This window comes from Allobosea sp. (assembly GCF_036675845.1).
In the GTDB taxonomy this organism is placed as follows: Bacteria; Pseudomonadota; Alphaproteobacteria; order Rhizobiales; family Beijerinckiaceae; genus Allobosea.
Genome location: NZ_JAKFED010000157.1, coordinates 1 through 21,051, shown reverse-complemented (window position 1 = coordinate 21,051; position 21,051 = coordinate 1). Strand labels below are relative to the sequence as shown.

At 67.4% G+C, this 21,051-nt stretch carries 18 protein-coding genes and 1 pseudogene; 16 read left to right on the top strand and 3 right to left on the bottom strand.

All coding sequences use genetic code 11. The features are described 5' to 3' along the window. Positions 1-9 precede the first annotated feature (9 nt). Together V6M56_RS17950 and V6M56_RS17945 are read left to right on the top strand one after the other, a co-directional pair. A complete protein-coding gene (locus V6M56_RS17950; RefSeq protein WP_332685525.1) occupies positions 10-726 on the top strand; it encodes a ribonuclease activity regulator RraA in 717 nt (238 codons plus the stop codon). A 117-nt stretch (positions 727-843) separates the two neighbouring features. Then, on the top strand, positions 844-1,938 hold the full coding sequence (locus tag V6M56_RS17945; protein WP_442881179.1) for an SMP-30/gluconolactonase/LRE family protein: 1,095 nt from the start codon (positions 844-846) through the stop codon (positions 1,936-1,938). An 18-nt stretch (positions 1,939-1,956) separates the two neighbouring features. Here V6M56_RS17945 and V6M56_RS17940 read toward each other — a convergent pair whose 3' ends face one another. Then, positions 1,957-2,988: an LLM class flavin-dependent oxidoreductase gene (locus V6M56_RS17940; RefSeq protein ID WP_332685524.1), complete on the bottom strand. Its 1,032-nt coding sequence runs from the start codon at positions 2,986-2,988 to the stop codon at positions 1,957-1,959. A 235-nt stretch (positions 2,989-3,223) separates the two neighbouring features. Here V6M56_RS17940 and V6M56_RS17935 point away from each other — a divergent pair. Further along, positions 3,224-3,337: pseudogene (locus tag V6M56_RS17935) on the top strand (PhnA domain-containing protein); the annotation flags it as partial. 23 nt (positions 3,338-3,360) lie between these two features. Here the strand turns inward: V6M56_RS17935 and V6M56_RS17930 are convergent. Together V6M56_RS17930 and V6M56_RS17925 are read right to left on the bottom strand one after the other, a co-directional pair. After that, positions 3,361-4,134, bottom strand: coding sequence for an IclR family transcriptional regulator (locus tag V6M56_RS17930; protein WP_332685523.1), 774 nt, complete (start codon positions 4,132-4,134; stop codon positions 3,361-3,363). Between the two features lie 193 nt (positions 4,135-4,327). After that, a complete protein-coding gene (locus V6M56_RS17925; RefSeq protein WP_332685522.1) occupies positions 4,328-6,040 on the bottom strand; it encodes an acetolactate synthase catalytic subunit in 1,713 nt (570 codons plus the stop codon). 118 nt (positions 6,041-6,158) lie between these two features. Between V6M56_RS17925 and V6M56_RS17920 the strand changes: the two genes are divergently transcribed. From V6M56_RS17920 to V6M56_RS17860, 13 genes are all read left to right on the top strand, one after another. Beyond that, positions 6,159-6,782: a flavin reductase family protein gene (locus V6M56_RS17920; RefSeq protein ID WP_332685521.1), complete on the top strand. Its 624-nt coding sequence runs from the start codon at positions 6,159-6,161 to the stop codon at positions 6,780-6,782. Between the two features lie 97 nt (positions 6,783-6,879). Next, positions 6,880-7,671 (top strand): enoyl-CoA hydratase, encoded by a 792-nt coding sequence (locus tag V6M56_RS17915; RefSeq protein WP_332685520.1) that lies wholly within the window; start codon positions 6,880-6,882, stop codon positions 7,669-7,671. 8 nt (positions 7,672-7,679) lie between these two features. After that, on the top strand, positions 7,680-8,900 hold the full coding sequence (locus V6M56_RS17910; protein ID WP_332685519.1) for an acyl-CoA dehydrogenase family protein: 1,221 nt from the start codon (positions 7,680-7,682) through the stop codon (positions 8,898-8,900). After that, entirely contained in the window at positions 8,897-9,997 is a 1,101-nt protein-coding gene (locus V6M56_RS17905; RefSeq protein WP_332685518.1) for an acyl-CoA dehydrogenase family protein, read from the top strand. Before V6M56_RS17910 ends, V6M56_RS17905 begins: the two co-directional genes overlap by 4 nt. After that, entirely contained in the window at positions 9,997-11,463 is a 1,467-nt protein-coding gene (locus tag V6M56_RS17900) for a phenylacetate--CoA ligase family protein (RefSeq protein ID WP_332685517.1), read from the top strand. The genes V6M56_RS17905 and V6M56_RS17900 overlap by 1 nt, the downstream gene beginning before the upstream one ends. Positions 11,464-11,465: 2 nt before the next feature. Continuing rightward, positions 11,466-12,263 carry a CoA transferase subunit A gene (locus V6M56_RS17895; RefSeq protein ID WP_332685516.1) on the top strand — a complete coding sequence of 266 codons (798 nt, stop codon included), beginning with the start codon at positions 11,466-11,468 and terminating at the stop codon, positions 12,261-12,263. Positions 12,264-12,265: 2 nt separating this feature from the next. Next, the gene (locus V6M56_RS17890; RefSeq protein ID WP_332685515.1) at positions 12,266-13,099 is read left to right on the top strand and encodes a CoA-transferase; all 834 of its coding nucleotides are present in this window, start codon (positions 12,266-12,268) and stop codon (positions 13,097-13,099) included. Next, positions 13,099-14,280 carry an acetyl-CoA C-acyltransferase gene (locus tag V6M56_RS17885; protein WP_332685514.1) on the top strand — a complete coding sequence of 394 codons (1,182 nt, stop codon included), beginning with the start codon at positions 13,099-13,101 and terminating at the stop codon, positions 14,278-14,280. Before V6M56_RS17890 ends, V6M56_RS17885 begins: the two co-directional genes overlap by 1 nt. Positions 14,281-14,423: 143 nt before the next feature. Beyond that, complete coding sequence (locus V6M56_RS17880) at positions 14,424-15,488, top strand: ABC transporter substrate-binding protein (protein WP_332685513.1); 1,065 nt, start codon at positions 14,424-14,426, stop codon at positions 15,486-15,488. 83 nt (positions 15,489-15,571) lie between these two features. Continuing rightward, the gene (locus tag V6M56_RS17875) at positions 15,572-16,708 is read left to right on the top strand and encodes an ABC transporter ATP-binding protein (RefSeq protein WP_332685512.1); all 1,137 of its coding nucleotides are present in this window, start codon (positions 15,572-15,574) and stop codon (positions 16,706-16,708) included. Continuing rightward, positions 16,705-18,432, top strand: a complete 1,728-nt coding sequence (locus V6M56_RS17870; protein ID WP_332685511.1) for an ABC transporter permease — start codon at positions 16,705-16,707, stop codon at positions 18,430-18,432. The genes V6M56_RS17875 and V6M56_RS17870 overlap by 4 nt, the downstream gene beginning before the upstream one ends. After that, positions 18,429-19,805 carry an FAD-dependent oxidoreductase gene (locus V6M56_RS17865; protein ID WP_332685510.1) on the top strand — a complete coding sequence of 459 codons (1,377 nt, stop codon included), beginning with the start codon at positions 18,429-18,431 and terminating at the stop codon, positions 19,803-19,805. The genes V6M56_RS17870 and V6M56_RS17865 overlap by 4 nt, the downstream gene beginning before the upstream one ends. A 68-nt stretch (positions 19,806-19,873) precedes the next feature. Further along, positions 19,874-20,734 carry an MBL fold metallo-hydrolase gene (locus V6M56_RS17860; protein WP_332685509.1) on the top strand — a complete coding sequence of 287 codons (861 nt, stop codon included), beginning with the start codon at positions 19,874-19,876 and terminating at the stop codon, positions 20,732-20,734. Positions 20,735-21,051: the final 317 nt, after the last annotated feature.

Genomic DNA, 21,051 nt, shown 5'->3' with positions numbered 1-21,051 from the left:
TTCAAAAAAATGACAACGACTGTCCTGACGCCCGAGAACCGCGAGAAGCTGAAGCGGGTCTCGACCGCGACCTTGACCACGGCGCTGTTCAAGCGCGGCTTCCGCAACGCCTTCATCCAGGATGTGCGCCCGCTGAATCCCCCGTCCCGCATGGTCGGGGAGGCCTTCACCCTGCGCTATATCCCGGCGCGCGAGGATCTCGATCATCTCGCCGTCTTCGCCGGCACGCAGCATCCGCAGCGCGTCGCGGTCGAGACCTGCCCGCCCGGCCATGTCATGGTGATCGACAGCCGCAAGGACCCGTCCGCGGCGTCCGCCGGCTGCATCCTGGTGACGCGGCTGATGCAGCGCGGCGTCGCCGGCGTCGTCACCGATGGCGGCTTCCGCGACAGCCCCGAGATCGCGGCGCTCGGCTTCCCGGCCTATCACAACCGCCCGAGCGCGCCGACCAACCTGATCCGGCACCATGCGCTCGACATCAACGCGCCGATCGGCTGCGGCGATGTCCCGGTCTATCCCGGCGACATCGTCGTCGGCGATGGCGAGGGCGTCTGCGTCATCCCCGCCCACCTCGCCAACGAGGTCGCGGAGGAGGCCTATGAGCAGACGGCCTATGAGGATTTCGTCGAGGCCAGGGTCCGCGAGGGCCGCGGCATCTTCGGGCTCTACCCGGCCGATGCCGAGACCAAGGCCGAATTCGCGAAGTGGCGCCCGAGCTGGTCCTGAAGAGGAGTTGGCTCGCTGCCGCGCAAGGAGGCTGCCCGCAAGCTGGCGTATCGCGACAGTTTTCGCGCTGCGCCGGCGCATGACGCCGACAACGACACAAGCAGGGAGGAGGAAGCAATGATCGAGACATCGCGTCGTCATCTTGTCGGCGGTGGCCTTGCGGCCGTGGCCGGCTCCGCATTCGCCGGCTCCGCGTTCGGGCAGAGTTTTCCGTTCACGCCGAACCAGCGCTATCCCGATCCCGCCGTCGAGATCCTCGATCCGAGCTTCGCCAAGTACCGGATCTATTCGAGCACGGTGGAGCAGGTCGGGACCGGCATGCGCTGGGCCGAGGGGCCGGTCTACTTCCCCGAGGGGCGCTACGTCCTCGTCAGCGACATCCCGAACAACCGGATCATGAAATATGACGAGGTGAAGAACAGCTTCACCGTCTTCCGCGAGAACGCCAACTACGCCAACGGCAACACCCGCGACCGGCAGGGCCGGCTCGTGACCTGCGAGCATTCGGTGACGCGGCGCATCACCCGGACCGAGGAGGACGGCCGGATCACGGTGCTGGCCGACAAGTTCGAGGGCAAGCGCCTCAACGCGCCCAACGACATCGTCGTCAGATCGGACGACACGATCTGGTTCACCGACCCGCTATTCGGCATCAACGGCGAATGGGAGGGCTCGCGCGCCAAGCCCGAGCAGGCGACGACGAACGTCTACCGCCTCGCCCCAGACGGTAAGCTTACCGCCGTGATTACCGATCTGGTCAACCCGAACGGCTTGGCCTTCTCGCCCGACGAGAAGAAGCTTTATGTCGTCGAGTGGCGCGGCACGCCGAACCGCAGCATCTGGAGCTACGACATCGACGCGCAAGGGGCGGTGTCGAACAAGACCAAGCTGATCGACGCCGCCGATTTCGGCGCGCTCGACGGCTTCCGGGTCGACCGCGACGGCAATCTCTGGTGCGGCTATGGCAGCAATGGCGCTCTCAATGCCGAGCCGACAGATGTCGGCGGGCGCAAGGTCTATGGCCTGCGCGGCAAGCCGGAGGACCTCGACGGCGTGACGGTGTTCAGCCCGGCCGGCAAGCCGCTCGCCTTCATCCGCCTGCCGGAGCGCTGCGCCAATCTCTGCTTTGGCGGTCCGAAGGGAAATCGCCTCTATATGGCGAGCTGCCATTCGCTCTACGCACTCTATGTCGAGAGCCACGGCGCGGTGTAGTCGGGCGGAGGAGCCGGCCTATCCGCAGAGCTCGCGGATGCGGGGCATGACCTCGCGTCCGTAGAGTTCGATGCAGCGCATCATCCTGTCCTGCGACAGCGTTCCGGCGCTGAACTTCAATTGGAAACGCGACAGGCCGAGGCCCTTGACGGTCGCCGCGATCTTCCGGGCGACGGTCTCCGGCGAGCCGAGATAGAGCGAGCCGCCGGCAATCTCGCGCTCGAACTCGTCGCGCGTCATCGGCCCCCAGCCGCGCTCGCCGCCGATCCGGTCGCGCATCTGCTTGTAGGACGGCCAGAACTCCTCGGCGGCCTGCGCGTCGCTCGCCGCGACATAGCCGGGGGAGTGCACGCCGATCGGCTGGACCTGGCTGCCGAGGCGCGCATGGGCGTCATGGTAGAGATCGACGTAAGGGCGGAAGCGCAGCGGTGGCCCGCCGATGATGGCGAGCATCAGCGGCAGGCCGTAGCGCGCGGCGCGGACCACCGATTCCGGGCTGCCGCCGACGCCGATCCAGGTCGTGAGGCCGCCGTTCTCGATCGGCGGGAAGACCTGCTGATCCCGAAGCGCCGGGCGCAGCTTGCCTTGCCAGCTGATGCTCTTCTTGCGGATCAGCTCGGCGAAGAGGTCGAGCTTCTCCTCGAACAGAGCCTCGTATTGGCGCAGGTCGAAGCCGAAGAGCGGGAAGGATTCGGTGAAGGAGCCGCGCCCGAGGATGACCTCGGCGCGGCCGTTCGACAGCGCGTCGACCGTCGAGAAGCGCTGGAAGACGCGGATCGGATCGTCCGAACTCAGCACCGTGACGGCCGAGCCGAGGCGGATCCGGCTGGTGCGGGTGGCGATGCCGGCGAGCACGGTCTCCGGCGAGGAGACGGCGAAATCGCTGCGATGATGCTCGCCGATGCCGAAGAAGTCGATGCCGAGCCCGTCGGCCAAGACCGCCTGCTCGACGAGGTCGCGGATCACCTGCGCATGCGGCAGCAGCGCGCCGCCCGGGCCGGCGGTGACGTCGCCAAAGGTGTCGAGGCCGAGCTCAAGCTGCATCGTCATCTCATCGTCCCTGGGGCTCGGCGATCATCAAGGCTCGCCGCATTGCCGCGCGTGAAGTGCGTGCCGTCCGCGCCGTCGTCAATACGCGCTCCAGAAGCTGTGAGGATTTCCGGACGGCGGCATGGCGGCCAGATGCCCGGCCGGTGCGCAGCATTCGTCCGGACGATGGGGAGGCCAGATCCAATACAGGCGGACAGGCCACGAGCGACGACGTCACCGTGAAGGCAGCAAATGGCGCGGCACGCTGGTCAAGAACATCCGGCTGATCGGCAAGCCCGACGAGATCGCGTGCAGCACCAAGCAGGTCAGGGGCCTGGTGCTACGGACCGAGTTCCTGAAGAAGCCGTAGCCGGCGGCGCCTTCGGCTCTGCCTCAGCCCAGGCGTTCGAGCTCGGAGCGCATCATGGCGAGAAGCTGCTCGCGCCGGCTGTCGGTCATGCGCTCCAGCACCATGGCGAGACTGACGGCGGCATAGGGCGGCAGCGATCCGTTGGGGACGGCGAGGCCGATGCCGATGCTGCCATCGGTGATCGCGTCGCGCCGGAGGGCGTAGCCGCGCTGGCGCGTCTTCTCGAGATCGTCGCGCAATTGCTCGACCGTGAGGTGCCCACGCTCGGAAAACGTCGCGCGGTTGGCCTCGACGATAGCGTCGGCCTCGGCTTTCGGCAGGGCGCCGAGCAGGGCCAGGCTGCCCGCGGTGACACCGAGCGGATAACGGTCCCCGACCTTGAGCGTCAGTGTCTTGATCGGATAGTTGCCTTCGACGCGGTCGATGCAGACGACCTCGAAATCCTGACGCATCACGAGGTAGGCTGTGTCCCCGGAGAGCTCGGCGAGGCGCCGCATCAGCGGTTTCAGCCGCGCTGCGACATCGACGCGGTGGCTTGCCGCGAGGCCAAGCTCATAGGCCAGCATGCCGAGATGGTAGCGTTGCGTCTCGGGATCCTGCCCGACCATGCGGTGGTCGACCAGGCGCTTCAGGATGCGCCGGGCGGTCGGGGTCGCGAGGTCGGCGGCGCGTGCGAGATCGGTGAGGCGCGCCGACCCACCATTGCCGGCGATCCAGCGCAGCAGGAAAATGGCCCGGTCGATGACCTGGGTGCCCTGGCTGGGCTCCCGAGCCGCCTTCTCGCCATCCTGCGCCATGTGCCGAAGGTCCTCGCTTCCACGCCTGCCCATCGAAGGGCGGATGCCTCGAACAGTCGAATCCGGTTTCTTCACCGAACCCCGCGCCGAAGCGCCCCCTCAGCGAGCACATAGCCTTCCGCCTGCGACTTGAGAAGTCGCCCGCCGCCCTCGGCACATTCAGGCAGGGCCTCGATCCGACCTGCTCGCCGCATCACGAAGCCAGCAACTTGGCGAAGCCGGCGATGGGCGGAAAGGCGTCGGGGTCGACATGGACGTCGAGAAGGAAGGGGCCTTCCTCCGCGAACATCCGGTCGAGCGCGGCGGAGAGGTCGGCGGCCGAGGCCACGATCGCGCTGGTGCAGCCCACGGCACGCGCGATCATCGCATGGTCGATCCGGGTGATTGCGCAGACTTCCGTCGCCTTGCCGAAACGCGCCATCTCGGCATGGCGCTGGAAGCCGAGAATGGCGTTGTTGAGCACGATCGCCTTGACGTCGATGCCGTGCCGCACGGCGCATTCCAGCTCCGCCCAGGAATGCGAGAAGCCGCCATCGCCGACCACCGCCACGACCGGCGTTGAGGGGAGGGCGAGGCGAGCCCCCACGGCAAGCGGATAGCCCCAGCCGATGCCGGCGAGCCCTCGCGGAAACAGGAAGCGCCGGCCCGGCTGGCGTGCCTGCACATATTGCGAGACCCAGAGGCTGGAATAGCTGGCATCGGCGACGAAGACCGTGTCCTCGGGCGCGCGCTCCTGCAGGACATGCATCAGATGCTCCGGCCGGAGCGGATCGCGGGAGGGCAGCGTCACGGCCGCCACCTCATCGGCGGTCGCGGCGCGCGCCTGCGCGATGGCTTCCGCGAGCAGGGGACGGCGGCGCGCCGCGCAGCTTTCGGCCTCGGCAAGGCCCGCCATCGCGGCGCCGAGCGCCTGCAAGGTCGTGCGGGCGTCGCCGATGAGCGGCAGCGAGGGATAGTTCCGCGTCGCTTCGTCCGCCGAAACGTCGATATGGATGAACTCGGCGCTGTTCGGAAACAGGCTCCAGGAGGCCGTGCCGTTGTCATTGGTGCGGTTGCCCACGAACATCACCACATCGGCCGAGCGGATGAGCGAACGCATCGCCCGCGACGGGCTGCCGGGTCCCATCACACTGCCGACTACCCCGAGCGAGAGCGGATCGCTTTCGCTCACGGCGCCCTTGCCCATGATCGTCGTCGCGACGCCAAGCGCGAAGCGCTGCTGGAGATCGGTGAGCTCCGCCTGCGCGCCGGAGGTATGGACCCCGCCACCGGCGACGACGACCGGCGTCCTGGCGGCGGCGAGCAGGCGGGCGGCTTCCGCGATCGCTGCCGGCTCGGGCTGCTGCCGCAGGGACGGGAACAGGGCGGGAGCCGAGCGGGGCGCGCGCTGCTGGGGCAGGCGCTCGGCAAGCACATCGGCCGGGATGGCAAGCGCCACCGGTCCCGGCCGGCCGCTCGTCGCCATGATGATCGCCTTGCGCAGCATCTCCAGAGCGCGGGCGCCGTCATCGAGGCGGCGGAACCATTTGGTGCAGGAGGCGAAGAGCGCCGCATGGTCGAATTCCTGGAAGGCGTTGCGGTCGACATGCGCCCGCTCGACATCCTGGACCAGTACGAGCACCGGCACCGAAGCCTTGAAGGACTCGGCTAGCCCGGCGGCGACCAGAGCCGCGGCGGCGCCGTTCTGCGTGGCGACGCAGCCGAGGCGGCCGGAGGCACGGGCGAAGCCGTCGGCCATCGCCGCCCCCGCATTCTCCGTCCGGAAGCCGATCTGCCGCAGGCCGAGGCGCTCGGCGGCGAGGGTGAGGGCCGAGGGCGAGCCCTGGCCGAAGATCAGGTCGATGCCGGCTTCCTGGAGCTCGGCGGCAAGCACTTCGGCGACGGTGGGGAGCTGGGTGTCGGTCATTTTTGCTTCTGCTTCGCCACAATATGGATATGATACAGATATCACTTGCCTGATAAGTCCGATATCTGCAATAAGTCCGAGAGATTTCCTGTGTCATAATTTCATATAGTGGAATAATATGAACGCTGACGCCGAAGCCTTGTCCGTCGACGAGGTCTACAAGCTCCTGATCGGATTGATCGTTCCCCGTCCGGTCGCCTGGGTGACGAGCCTGTCGCCGGAAGGGGTGGTGAATCTCGCTCCGTTCAGTGCCTTCACCTATCTCTCGACGCAGCCGCCGCTGATCGGAATCAGCGTGATGCGCCGCGGCGAGGGGCTGAAGGACACGGCGCGAAACATCGCTGCCCAGGGCGACTTCGTCGTCAACATCGCCGACGAGGCGCTGGTCGAAGCGGTTCATCTCAGCGCCGTCGAGCATCCGCCGAGCGTGAGCGAGGTGGAAATGCTCGGCCTTTCGCTGGTGCGTTCGCTGGACGTTGCGACGCCGCGACTGGAATGCGTCCCGGCGGCGCTCGAATGCGGCTTCGAGCAGGCGATCGCGTTTGGCGATCATGGCGCGCAGCTGATTGTCGGGAGGGTGCGGCGCTTCCATGTCCGCGACGGCCTGCTGGAGGACGGCAAGGTCGTGACCGAGCGGCTGCGTCCGCTCTGCCGGATCGCCGGGCCGAAATATGCGGGGCTGGGTGAGGTGCGCACGCTGGCGCCCGTTCGCCGGGACGGTTCGCATAGTTATTCCACTTAGTGGATATTCGTTTTCTCAATTTCGGTATTGACCAGGCATTTCGGTCAGATAAGTTGCTGATGCCGTCAATTAGCCATCCATATAATGGAATATCGACATGGCGTTCAACGAGATCGAGTACAGCGTGTCGGGGTCGGTAGCGCGCATCCTGCATGCGCGGCCGGGGGCCCGTAACGCCGAGAGCCAGCTCCTGCTGGACGAGCTCGACGTGGCGCTTGCCGCCGCCACGGCCGATGCCGATGTCCGGGTCATCGTAATCGGCGGGCAGGGCGACCATTTCTCGGCCGGGCACGATCTCAAGGAGGCCCAGGCGAAGCGGCAGGGCTTCACCGTCGAGCAGCGCTGGGACTATGAGCAGCTGCGCTATTTCGACTATGCGCTGCGCATCTGGGACTGCCCGAAGCCGACGATCGCCCAGGTTCAGGGCGCTTGCATCGCCGGCGGCTTCATGGTCGCCAATCTCTGCGATCTCGTCGTCGCCTCGGAGGATGCCTTCTTCGCGGACCCGGTCTGTCACTCGATGGGCGCCGCTGCGGTCGAGGTGCTGGTCCATCCCTGGGTGATGGGCACGCGGCGGGCGAAGGAGTTCCTGTTCACCGGCGCTCGCATCTCCGCCCAGGAGGCTCTTGCGGCGGGCATGGTGAACCGCGTCGTCGCGCGCGCCGATCTCGAGAGCGAGACGCAGGCCATGGCCGACCGGATCGCGGCCGCGCCGCCCTTCGCCCTGCGGCTGATCAAACGCTCGCTGAACCGCACGATGGACATGCAAGGCTTCCGCAACGCCCTTTCGGCGCATTTCGACAGCCACCAGCTCTCCCATGTCTCGGCCGAGTTCGCGCAGATGCGCGGCAGCGGCATGGCCAGCGCGATCGAGCGCGGCCGCCGGTGAATTTCGCCATGGACAATCTTTCCGCGAAGACGACGGATCTCTCGACATCGGCCATCCTCGCCGCGCCGAGCGACGAGGCTTTTCGCGCCGGCATCAAGGCCTGGTTCGCGCGGGAGCTGCCGCGACTGGCGGGCGGGCGCTACAGGACCGCCGAGATGCAGCGGCTCGCCTTCCGCCGCGAATGGGAGGACCATCTCTGCCGCTCAGGCCTCTCCGGCCTCGGCTGGTCGGAAGCCGTCGGCGGACGGCCGCTCTCGCTGACCCGCCAAGCGATCTATCATCAGGAATATGCGCGCGCGAAGGCGCCGCTCGCGGTCAACCTGATCGGTCACGGCATCGTCGGCCCGACGCTGATCGCCTTCGGCTCCCAGGAGCAGAAGGAGCGCTTCATTCCGAAGCTCCTCGGCAATGAGGAGATCTGGTGCCAGGGCTATTCCGAACCGAATTCGGGCTCCGATCTTGCCTCGCTCGCGACCCGGGCGGAGCGCCGCGGCGACGTCTATGTCCTCAACGGCCAGAAGATCTGGACCAGCTTCTCGGATCTCGGCGACTGGTGCTTCCTGCTGGCCCGGACCTCGAGCGAGGGACCGCGCCAGCGCGGCATCTCGGTCTTCCTGGTCGACATGCGTCTGCCCGGCATCCGCGTCCGCCCGATCCGCCAGATCACCGGCGAGGCCGATTACGGCGAGGTCTTCCTCGACGATGTCGAAGTGCCCGTCGCCTGCCGGCTCGGCGAGGAGAATGCCGGCTGGGGCATCGCCATGGCCGCTGCGAATTTCGAGCGCGGCACCTATTTCATCCCGCGCATCGTGCGCCTTCAGACCGAGCTGGAAGACCTGGTGCGGCTGGCCGCGGCGACCTCGCGCGACGGGCGCCCGGTGATCCAGGACCCGCTGGTCCGCGATGCGATCTCCCGCCTGTTCTGCGATGCCCATGCCTTGCGGCTTCATGCCGACCGGATGCTCAGGCAGGCGGAGGAGGGCGTGCCGCCCGGCGTCGAGGGTTCGGCCGTGAAGCTGCTCTGGAGCGAGACGCATCAGCGCCTTTTCGACCTCGCCATGGATATCATGGGCCCCGCATTCCAGTACGGCCCGCAGGAGAAGGCGGCGCCGGCCCAGGGCATGTGGCATCGCGATTATCTCTGGACCCGCGCCGAGACCATTCTGGCCGGCACCTCCGAAATCCAGCGCAACATCATTGCCGAACGTGGCCTGGAGCTGCCGCGATGACTCAAGGCATTTCACCGGCCTATTCCGACCAGATGCTGCGCGACGCCGCCGCCCGCAGGCTCGCCGAGGCTGCTCCGAACGCCGGCCTGGCGCAGGGCGCCGACGCGTCGACCGCCTTCGTCGAAAGCCATTGGCGGCTCGCTGCTGAAATGGGCTGGACCGGGATCGCCGTTCCCGAGAGCCATGGCGGCCTCGGGCTCGGCATTGCGGAAGCGGCAGATATCGTCGAGGAGATGGGCGCGCAGCTGTTCTGCGGTCCCTATGCCCTCTCGGCCGTTCTTCTGCCCGGGCTCGCGCCGCAGTTCGGCGCAGTCGGCGACGAACTTCTGCGCGGTGTCGCCGAGGGTTCGGTGCGGGTCGGTCTCGCGACAGCGGAGATGCTATCCCTGCCGGGCGAGCGGTCGGTGCTGCCGCTGGTCGAGCACGCAACCGGCGCCAGCCATATCCTCCACCTCGCGCGCGAGGAAAAGGGCATCGCCTTCGTCCTCTATCGCACCGCCGGGGCGACCTTCCAGGCGCTCCAGGCGATGGACCCGACGACGCCGATCGCATCCGTTACCCTTGCGCCGGACGCCGAGATCGCGCGGGCGAGTTGCAGCCATGACCAGGCCGAGCGGGTCCTGCTGCCCGTCCACATCCTGACGGCGGTGGAACTGGTCGGCATCGCCAGGGCCGCCTTCGAGCGTGCGGTCGCGCATGTCAGGCAGCGCAGGCAGTTCGGCGAGGTCATCGGGCGCTTCCAGGCGATCAAGCATCGGCTGGCCGACGGCTACACACTGCTGTCGCATGCGCGGCTCGCCGTCTCCGACGCCGTGCTGCGGCCGGGCGATATCGACGCGGCTCAGATCGCCCGCGTCATTGCGGCCGATGCGGCGATGAAGATCACGTCGGACTGCATCCAGCTCCATGGCGGCATGGGGTTCTCCTGGGAGACCGACGCGCATTTCTATCTCAAGCGCGCGCGCCGGCTCCATGCCAGCTTCGGCGGCACCGCGGCCCTGCGCAAGCGCGCCGGCGACCGGTTCATCGAAAGCCTTCTGACGACGGATAGCGACGGGTTCAGCGAAGCCGGCGCGGGTAGAGAAGAGGTAGTCTAGTGTCGCGAAACGAGGTGAAGCCCGCTCGGACGGACGAGGAAAGCGCTCCGGCGGTTCCCTATTACTGGAAGTCCGTCGATTGGGACGGGCTGATGCGGGACTATCCACCGCCGCCGCATTTCCAGCAGACGACGGGCAAGATGTCGGACCAGGAGCTGCGCGCGCTGCAGAATGCGCGCTTCCTGGCGCGCATGGAGGATGCCTGGCGCACGCCGTTCTACGATAGTCGCTGGCGCGCCGCCGGGATCGAGCCCGGCGATATCCGCAGCCTCGACGACATCGAGAAGCTGCCCACCTTCACCAGCGACGACCTCAAGGGGGCGATCGCGGACGCCCCGCCCTTCGGCAGCCACCAGCCGGTGACCGCCGAGGATCTGGCGAGCACGCCCTTCAAGGTTCACACCAGCGGCGGCACCACGGGCTTTCCGCGCCTGACCCTGTTCGATCCCGTGGCTCTGGAAGTGCAGGCGATCCAGACGGCGCGGGCCCTGTACGCGCAGGGCACCCGGCCGGGCGACGCGGTGCAGATCACCTACACGCTGGCGATGGCCAATGCCGGCTATTGCGGGCTCTATGCCTGCCTGCACTGGCTCGGCGCGATGCCGGTCACGACGGGCTCCGGCGTGGTGACGCCGAGCGAACGCCAGCTCGAATACGCCCTCAAGATCGGCACCACCGCCTGGTACGGCCGCGCCGAATATCTGGCTCGGCTCGTCCAGGTCGCCCGCGAGACCAATTTCGACCTGCGCTCGCTCAAGACCAAGCGGCTGCATTCCTTCCTCGGTCCCGATGTCGACGGCCATCTGCGCGGGCAGCTCGAGGAGGCCTGGGGCTGCCCGGTCTACGACAATTACGGCACGCATGAGATCGGACAGATCGCCTTCGAATGCGAGGCCAAGGACGGCAAGCATATCAGCGAGGACACGGTCTATATCGAGACCGCCGACGTCGAGACTGGAGCGGTGCTGCCTTCCGGGGAGCGCGGCAATCTGGTGGTGACCAGCCTCCACCGCAGCACGCCGCCGATCATCCGCTACGACCTGCGGGACCTGCTCGTCGCCTATGACCGCAAGGCGTGTTCCTGCGGCCTGTGCACCCGCAAGCTCTCGATGTTCCTCGGCCGCAGCGACGAGATGGTGAAGCTGCGCGGCACCAACGTCTACCCGATGGCCTGCCAGAGCGCGGTCACGGCGGATCCGCGCGCGACCGGCGAGTTCCTCTGCGTCGTCGCCTATTCCGGCGAGGGCCTTTCGCGCCGGGAGGAGATGACGATCCGGGTCGAGAAGAAGTCGGACGAGATCGACGATGCGGAACTCGCGGCAGACATCGGCGCGGCCCTCCACCGCGATCTGAGCGTGCGGGTCGCTGTCGAGATCGTGCCTCCGGCAAGCCTGCTGCCGCTCACCCAGGTCGGAAGCACCGGCAAGTCCCGGCGCCTGCTCGATCTGCGCCAGACTGGGAAATAGCGATGACGAAGACGATCACCCTCGAGAAGGCGCTCGCGGCGGTCGCGCCCGGAAGCTCCGTCGCCTTCGGCGGCGGCGGCATCCAGCGCAAGCCGATGGCGGCGGCGCGGGCGCTGGCTGCGGCCGATGTCGGCGATCTGACGGTCGTGGCGATGCTCGGCGGGCCGGATGTCGATCTCCTGATCGGCGCCGGCAAGGTCCGCGAACTGCAATTCGCCTTCGTCGGCTTCGACGCCTTCGGCCTGGCGCCGCATTTCCGCAAGGCGCGCGAGGCCGGCAGCATCAGCGTGGTCGAGTATTCGGAGGCGACGATCATCGCCGCCTTCGAGGCCGGGGCCAAGAACCTACCCTTCCTGCCGACGCGCTTCGGGCTCGACACCGATATCCTGACCACCCCGACGGCGCCGTTCCGCAAGGTCGCCTGCCCCTTCACCGGCGAGGAGCTGCTGGCGGTTCCGGCGCTGCGGCCGGATGTCGCCTTCGTCCACGCCAATCTCGCCGACCGTCACGGCAATGCAGTGATCATCGGCGACGGCTATGCCGACCCGCTGCTGGTTCAGGCCGCGAAGACCACTTTCGTCACGGTCGAGAAGATCGTCGACGAACTGCCGGATGATGCCGAGGTCACTGGGGGAACCTTCCTCTCCCGCCTCTGGATCGATGGCGTGATCGAAGCGCCCCGCGGCGGCGGCATGACCGCGGTCTATCCCGACTACCGGTTCGATCTGCCGGCGGTGCTGGAATACCAGAAACGGGCGAGCGATCCCGAATGGTTCTCCGCGTGGATTCGGGAGCAGTGACGATGAGCGACCACACTCTCGAAGAGCTCCTGATCAGCCGGATGGCGAAGGAGTTCCGCGGCAACGCCATGGGCGTCGGCGCGACGATCCTCTCGGACCTCTCGGCCCGCCTCGCCAAGGCGCTCTATGTGCCAGATCTCTTTCTCACCACGGGGTCGCGCGCCGCTGCCGATTGCGACGTGCATGCCAAGGCGCTGGTCGACGAATGGACGCTGGCCAACTCCGGCCGGATGAATCTGAGCTGGCAGGAGATGTTTCATCTCATTGCCCACGGCAAGCTGCAGATCTGGATCGGCACGGTTCAGCTCGACCAGTACGGCGCCTCGAACATTTCGGTGATCGGCCCCTGGGCCAAGCCGAAGGCGCAGCTCGTCGGCGCGCGCGGCGTTCCCGACGATCTCTGGGGCTGCAAGAGCCTCTGCTATCACATCCGCCGGCACACGCCCCGGACGATCGTCGCCAAGGTCGACTTCGTTTGTGGCCGCGGCAACGAGGATGGCGGCGGTGCGGCGCGTCCGGTGCCTCGCGCCAAGCCGGGCCTGGTCGTCACCGATCTCGGCGTCTTCGATTTCGAGGGGCCGGGCGGGTCGATGCGGGTCGTCTCCCTGCATGAGGGCGTCACGCTGGAGCGCGTCCAGGAGAAGACCGGCTTCGTCGTCCATGCCGCCGGCGAGATTCCGACCACGCCGCTGCCGAGCGCGGAAGAGTTGCGGGTGATCCGCGAGGTGATCGACCCGCATGGCCTGCGGCGTCTCGAATCCGCCGAAGGCGGCGACGAGCTCTTGATGGATCTGTGGCAGCGCGAAACCGGCGCGCCGCTGGCGGGGAGGGCGTGATGCGCAGGGCAGTCATCGTTTCGTTCGCGCGGACGCCGATGGGGCGCGCCTATCGCGGCGCCTTCAACAACACCCATGCGGCGAGCCTCGCCGGCCATGCGGTCGCCGAAGCGGTCGCCCGGGCGAAGGTCGATCCGGCGCTGATCGAGGACGTGATCCTGGGCTGCGCGATGCAGGAGGGCGCCTCCGGCTACAACATCGCCCGCCAGGCGGTACTGCGTGCCGGGCTGCCGGTGACCACGGCCGGCGCGACGATCAATCGCTTCTGCTCCTCGGGCCTGCAGGCCATCGCCATGGCGGCGGACAGCGTCGTCAGCCATGGCGCGCAGGCGGTCGTGGCGGGCGGCGTCGAGACCATCAGCCTGGTGCAGAACGAGCACAAGAACACGCATCGCTTCCATGACGAATGGCTGACCAAGAACCGGCCCGACATCTACATGCCGATGCTCGACACCGCCGAGGTGGTGGCGAAGCGCTACGGCATCGGCCGCGAGGCGCAGGATGCCTATGCGCTGGAAAGCCAGCGCCGAACCGCCGCCGCCCAGGAGGCTGGCCGCTTCGACGCGGAGCTCGCGCCGATGGACAGCGTCAAGACCGTCACCGACAAGATGACGGGTGCGACCTCCGAAGAAGCCGTGCGCCTCACTCGCGACGAGGGCAATCGGCCGGAAACCAATGCCGCGAGCCTGGCGAAGCTCGAGCCGATCCGCGCCGCTGGCACCGTCACCGCCGGCAATGCCAGCCAGCTTTCGGATGGCGCCGCCGCCTGCGTGGTGATGGAGGAAAAGCTCGCCGAAAGGCTCGGGCTGTCGCCGCTCGGTGCGTTGTCGCATTTCGCCGTCACCGGTTGCGAGCCCGACGAGATGGGCGTCGGCCCGGTCTTCGCGGTGCCGCGCCTGCTGTCGCGCGCCGGGCTTGCGATTGGCGATATCGACCTCTGGGAGCTCAACGAGGCTTTTGCGGTGCAGGTCCTGCACTGCCGGGACAAGCTCGGATTGCCGGCCGACCGGCTCAATGTCGATGGCGGCGCGATTGCCGTCGGTCATCCCTACGGCATGTCCGGGGCGCGCATGCTGGGCCACGCGCTGTTCGAAGGACGCCGCCGCGGCGCGAAGCGTGCGGTTGCGACCATGTGCGTCGGCAGCGGCATGGGCGCAGCCGGCCTGATCGAGATTTTCTGATCCATATAGTGGAGTTTGTATGCGTGCCTTTGTCGCGCGCCGTAAAATACGCCTAATATGCCGCATAGATGCCAATAATAAATTCCACCTAATGGAATTGTATCGCAAGCTATCAGGGCTCTCGCCCGGCGAAGGAGGAAACCATGGCGACCGTTCACTCTCTCTTCACGACAGCCACTGCGGTGGCGACATTGATTTTGACTGCCAGCGTCGCGACAGCGCAGACGCCGACCTATGAGCAGATTCTGGAAGGCGCCCGCAAGGAAGGCCGCCTGTTCGTGGCGGTCAGCAGCCCCGGCACGCCGCAGGCGCACGCCGCGATCGCCAAGGCCTTCAATGAGCGCTTCGGGCTCAACATCACCGTGGAATGGAATGCGGCGAACCCCGTCCAGACCGGCACGAAGCTGATCGCGGAGCGCGGCCGCGCCAGCGGATCCGTCGATGTCGTCGGCGCGGGCGGAGCCCAGGAGGCTTCGGTCCTGTTCGAGCGGCAGATCCTGAAGCCCTATCCATGGGCGGCGGTGTTCGGCAAGCAGTTCCCGCAGATCGATGAGGTCGCCGACCGGGTCATGAAGGACCTTCGCGGCGCGGCGCTGCCGATCCTCGATGCGACCTATGGCATCGGCTGGAACCCGAAGCTCATCAAGGACGAGGACGTTCCCAATACCTGGGCCGAGCTGCTGAAGAGCGAGTGGCGTGGCCGCTTCGCGATCAACGCCTTCTCGCTCAACCCGCTGGACTACTATTCCTTCGCGCTCGGCAAGGACGAGACGCTGAAGATGGCGAAGGCCACGCTCGACAACAAGCCGGTGCTGGAGCGCGGCACGGCCGCGGCGACGCGGGCGATCTCGGTCGGCCAGGCTCCCGTCGGCCTTTCGTCGCTTCACATCGCCGGCCGCAGCGAGGGCGTGAAGTTCAAGCTGTTCACCGACTTCATCCCGGTGAACAACCTCTACATCTATGTGCCGGAAAGCGCGCCGAATCCGAACGTCGCCCGTCTGTTCGCCGCATGGCTGACGACCGAAGGCATCGCCGTCGCCAACGTCCACGAGCCGCTGCCGCGCGCCGGGGACAAGGGCTCGCCGCTCGCCGAGATGATCGCCGAGCGCGTCAAGGGCGGCGCCAAGATCCTGACCGAGAACTCGCTCGAGGACACGAAGCAGGCTCTCTCGGTTCGCGGCGCCATCGCCGACCTGATGACCCGCTGAGCGCGGGCTCCGAAAAAAGGGGAGGGGCCCGAGGCCCCTCCCATGCAATTCCTACCGACGGAAAGCCGGGAATCCCGATGCTGGTGATCGAGAATCTAGTCAAATCCTATCCGGGACAGCATGGCCAGGAGGTGATGCTCGCCCTGAGGGATGTCTCCTTCAAGGTGGATGAGGGCTCGTTCTTCACGCTGCTGGGACCCAGCGGCTGCGGCAAGACGACGACGCTGCAATGCATCGCCGGTCTGGAGACCCCGGATTCGGGCGTGATCCGGATGGGCGACAAGGCCGTCTTCTCGTCGCGCGAGAACCTGCTCGTTCCGGCCAATCGCCGCGAACTCGGCATGGTTTTCCAGTCCTATGCGATCTGGCCGCATATGAGCGTCTTCGACAATGTCGCTTTCCCGCTCGTCTACGGCGTGAAGCGCGCACCGAGCCATGAAGTGCGGCCGCGCGTCCTGAAGGCGCTCGAAATGGTCGAGCTCGGCCATCTGGCCGACCGCCCGGCGCCGCTGCTCAGCGGCGGCCAGCAGCAGCGCGTCGCGCTCGCCCGCGCGCTGGTGCACGAGCCGCGCCTGCTGCTGCTGGACGAGCCGCTCAGCAATCTCGATGCGAAGCTGCGCGATACGATGCGCTCGGAAATCCGCAATCTCGTCAAGTCGCTGGGGATCACCACCATCTTTGTCACCCACGATCAGGTCGAGGCGATCGGCATGTCCGATCAGATCGTGCTGATGAAGGCAGGCAAGATCGTCCAGCAGGGTGCGCCGCGCGACATCTACCTGCGGCCCAACAGCGTCTTCACCGCCGACTTCATGGGCCGGAGCAATCTCTTGCCCGGCGTGCTCGAGAGCGGCGGCACGACGGCCCGCGCCCAGACGGCGATCGGGCCGATCTCGGGCGTCGCCGGGCCGGAGCTCGCGCCCGGCGCGCAAGTGATGGTGGTGGTCCGGCCCCAGGCGATCGTGATCGCGCCCGGCAGCGAAACGGTGCAGGGCCCGAACCGCTTCAAGGCGCGGGTCGATGCGATGAGCTTCCTCGGCGATGTCGTCGAGACCGAGGTCGAGACCGGCGGCCGGAAGCTGACCCTGATGCTCGATCCGTACACGTCCCTGTCTGTCGGGCAGGAGCTCGTCCTCGAGCTGCCGCCGGAACGCTGCGTCATCGTGCCGGCCGATGAGCAGGTTCCTGGTGAGCAGGTTTCCGGACGGAGCCGGCAATGACGATGGGCCCGGTCGCAGCCGGTCGCCGCTCCGGCGGGGGGATCGACCAGCAGAAGCTGGTCCTGGTCCTGCTTCTCGCGGTCGTCGGCGTCCTGGTCCTTGGCCCCGTCCTCGTCCTGATCCGGGCGTCGTTCGCGCCGGCCGAGTTGATGCCGCTCGAGACGCTGGACGTCACGCTGCTCAACTATGCCCAGCTGCTCAGCAGCCCGCGGACGCTGACGCTGATCTGGAACACCGCCGTCTATGCGCTCTCCAGCATGGCCATCGGCGTCGCCATCGCCACCGCCATCGCCTGGTGCACCGAGCGCACCGACATGCCGGGCCGCATCGTGGTGCGCATCCTGATGTTCGCCTGGATGATGGTTCCGGCGCTTGTCGTCGGCTTCGGCTGGATCCTGCTGCTGAACCCCGGCAATGGCGCGCTCAACGTGATGCTCCGGGAGCTCTTCGGCTTCCTGCGCCCGGTGCTGACGATCTATTCGTTCTGGTCGCTGATCATCGTGACCGCATTCGCCGTGGTGCCGACGGCCTTCGTGATGATCAGCGGCCTGCTGCGCAACATGGACCCGCATCTGGAACAGGCGGCGCGCGTGCATGGCGGCAATTCCTGGGCGACGCTGACAAGGGTGACGCTGCCGCTGCTGACGCCCGGCCTGTTCTCCATCGGCATCTATATGTTCATGGCGGTGGTGCAGGCCTTCGACCTGCCGCTCATCATCGGGCTTTCGGCGGATGTGCCGGTCCTGTCGACGCGCGTCTACCTGCTCTCGTCGCCCGATAACGGCCTGCCGAATTACGGCCTGGCCTCGGCGTTCGGCGTGCTGCTGCTGGTCGTCGCGGCCGGCCTGATGTGGGCCTATATGCGGGCGACGCGGCTCGGCGAGCGTTTCCGCGTCGTGACGGGCAAGGCCTTCCGGCCGCGGCGGATCAAGCTCGGCCGCTGGCGTTTCGCCGCGCTCGGTTTCAGCTTCGGCTATTGCACGCTGATGATGCTGCCGCTGCTGATCCTGCTCTGGGTCAGCCTGCAGCCGGCCTACACGACGCCCAGCCTGTCGGCGCTCGGCGGGCTGTCCTTCGACATCTACCGCCGCCTGCTGGCCAATCCGATGATCTCGCGCGCCGTGGTCAACACGATCATCCTCGTCGTCGCGAGCGCGACGATCGTGATGGTGATCTCGTCGCTGATCGGCTGGTTCACGGTTCGCTCCAACAGCCGGGCGGGCAAGATCCTCGATGCCCTGTCCTTCCTGCCGATGGCGATCCCGCCCATCGTGCTCGTGCTCGCGATCCTGCTGCTCTATCTCAACACGCCGCTCTACGGGACGATCGGGATCCTCATTCTCGGGCATGTGACGATCTATATCGCCTTCGGTGTCCGGACGATGAGCAGCGCGCTGATCCAGATCCACAAGGAGCTCGGAGATGCCGCCTTGATCAGCGGCGCGAGCTGGCTGACCTCGCTCCGCAAGGTGATCTTCCCGCTGGTCTGGCCGCAGATCCTCAATGGCTGGCTCTGGGTGTTCGCGCACAGCGCCCGCGACCTGACGGTGCCGCTGATGCTGATGTCGACGGGCAACCTCGTCGCGGCATCGGCCCTGTGGAATCTCTGGCAGTTTCCGGACCTGCCGGGCGCGGCGGCTCTGGCCATCCTGCTGATGGCGGGACTTCTGGTCGTCGTCGTTCCGTCCCAGCTCTATGTGGCCCGTCGGCTGGAGCGCTCATGAGCTCGGCTCCTGCGCGCGCAGCGGATGTCGTCGTCATTGGTTGTGGTGCCGCGGGACTGAGCGCCGCGATCGAGGCCGCCGACCGGGGCGCGCAGGTGATCGTGATCGAGAGCGAGGCGAGCCCGGCGGGGAGCACCAGGCTGTCGGCGGGCTACGCGGCCTTCTGCGAAACCGATCTGGCGCCGGGGCCCCGGGAGGAACTCTACCAGGACCTGCTCGAGGCCCATCACGGCGATCATGACGAGGCCCTCGTCCGCCTCTATGTCGATCACGCCGCCGCCACCTATCGCCGGCTCCTCGAGCTGGGCGTCCGCTTCGCCGGCACCTTCCAGTTCGCGCATATGCATCGCCCCTGGGCCCATGAAGTCGCTGGCCCCGGCGTGCATGGCGGGGCCGAGCTCGGGCGCCTTCTCGAAATCGCCGCGCGGGAGCGCGGCGTCGAGATCCTGACGAGCAGCCGCGGGCGCCGGCTGGTCCGCGACGAGCACGGCCGCGTCGATGCCGTCATGGTCGATACGCCGGGCGGGGCCCTGACACTCGCGGTAAACCGGGCCGTCGTCCTGGCGAGCGGCGGCTTTACGCGCAACCCCGCGCTGATCCGGAATTATGGCCGCCCAGGCACCGAACGCATCCTGCCGATCACCGGCGCCGGATCGCGCGGCGACGGGCTGACGATGGCGCTCGCGCTGGGCGCCGACACGACCTACATGGCGGCAGGCATCGCCCCGACCGGCCCTGCCGATCCGGTCACCGCCAAGGGCGCGATGCTGGTCTATTCGGGCGCCGTCATCCTGAACCGCGATGGCCGCCGCTTCTGCGACGAGTCGGGGCTTTACAACGATATCTCCTGGGCCGCGCTCGAGCAGCCGGAGGCGCTGATCTTCCAGATCTATGACGAGGCGATCCGCGACGCGCATCTTCGGACGATGCTGGGCAGGGTCCTGTCCGGCTATGCGGAGTACAAGGCGGAGACGATGGAGGCGCTTCTCGCCCTGCTCCAGCAGGCGGGCGGGCTCGACGCCGGACAGGCGAAGCTGACCGTCGAGGCCTATAACGGCGCCGTCAGGCGGGGCGACGATCCCGGCTTCGGCCGCCGCCATCTCGTCGGTACGAGCGGCACGCCTCCTGCCATCGCTTCGGGGCCGTTCTACGGGATCGTGACGGTGCCGGGCACGACCCATTTCAACGGCGGCCTCAAGGTCGACACCGCCTTGCGCGTCATCGACGTCTTCGGGGAACCGATCGCGGGGCTCTATGCGGCGGGCGAGGTGACCGGCGGCTTCCACGGCAGCGGCTATCTGTCCGCCAGCCATGTCGGGATGGCCCTGATCTTCGGCCAGCTGGCCGGGCAGAACGCGATGGCGGGAGCGTAGAATGAGCGCCGCTTCGTCGAAGGACCGCTCTGGACAAAGAACACTCCGGATTCCCCGCGGGAGCGCCCTTGCCCTATCTGACTGAAGCCGAGCCGGAGCGGGGCCTGCCGATCGAGGTCGCGCCGGGCATCAGGCGGATCGTCGCGTCCAATGCCGGCCTGATGACCTATCATGGCACCAATACCTACCTGATCGAGACAGGGGAGGGCACCGTCGTCCTCGATCCCGGGCCGGATGATGCCGTCCACGTCGAAGCCATCCTGAAGGCGAGCGGAGGGCGCGTCGCCTCGATCCTGCTCAGTCATACCCATTCGGATCATCTCGGCGCGACGGCCGCCCTGAAGGCCCGAACGGGCGCCGGAACCTTCGCGTTTCACCGCGGTGCCGATCCTGCCTTCCAGCCGGACGTGCCGCTGAAGGATGGCGATGCGGTCGCCGGCATGGTCTGCCTGCACACGCCCGGCCATGCCAGCGACCATCTCTGCTTCGCGCGTCCGGACGGCGTCGTCTTCAGCGCCGACCATGTCATGTCGTGGTCGAGCAGCGTCGTCTCGCCGCCCGGTGGCGACATGGCCGCCTACTTCCGGAGCCTGCGGCGGATGCTGGCGCGCGACGACCGGCTCCTGCTGCCGGGGCACGGTCCGCCCTTGCCCGATCCGGCGCCCTATATCCAGGAACTGCTCGACTACCGGCTCAAGCGCGAGGAGGCGATCGCGGCTGCCCTGCGCGAAGGCCCGCACGGACCCCGCGATCTGGTCGACCGGCTCTATTCGCAAACCCATCCATGGCTGCGCCAGGCGGCGGAACGCAATGTCACCGCCCACCTCCTCAAGCTGCAATCGGAAGGGCGGGCCGAGCGGCAGGGCGAGCGCTGGGTGCCGGGCTCAAATCCGACGAAGCTGCCCGATCGGGTGGCTCCCGGATCCTAAAGCCGGCTGCGATCTTGCCTCGGCAATGAGGGCGGATCGCGAGGGCGTTGTCGGCCCGGCTGCGAGGCTATCCTGCCGGCGGCGGGAAGGCTTCCCGAGCAGGGCCGAGCAGGCCGAGCGCTTGCCGAAACACGGGCCGCGAAGAATTTCAAAAATCGATGTTGACAGCCGGAGCCTGGGTAGCCTAGAGAACACCCATCGAGACGGCGACGCCGCTGGCGGCGCCGCTCCTGCTTCACTGGAACGTTGGGCCTGGCGCCGATTTGATCGGATCGCAAGGCTGTTCGGCAGTGAATGCCCGCTGTTTGAAAACTGAA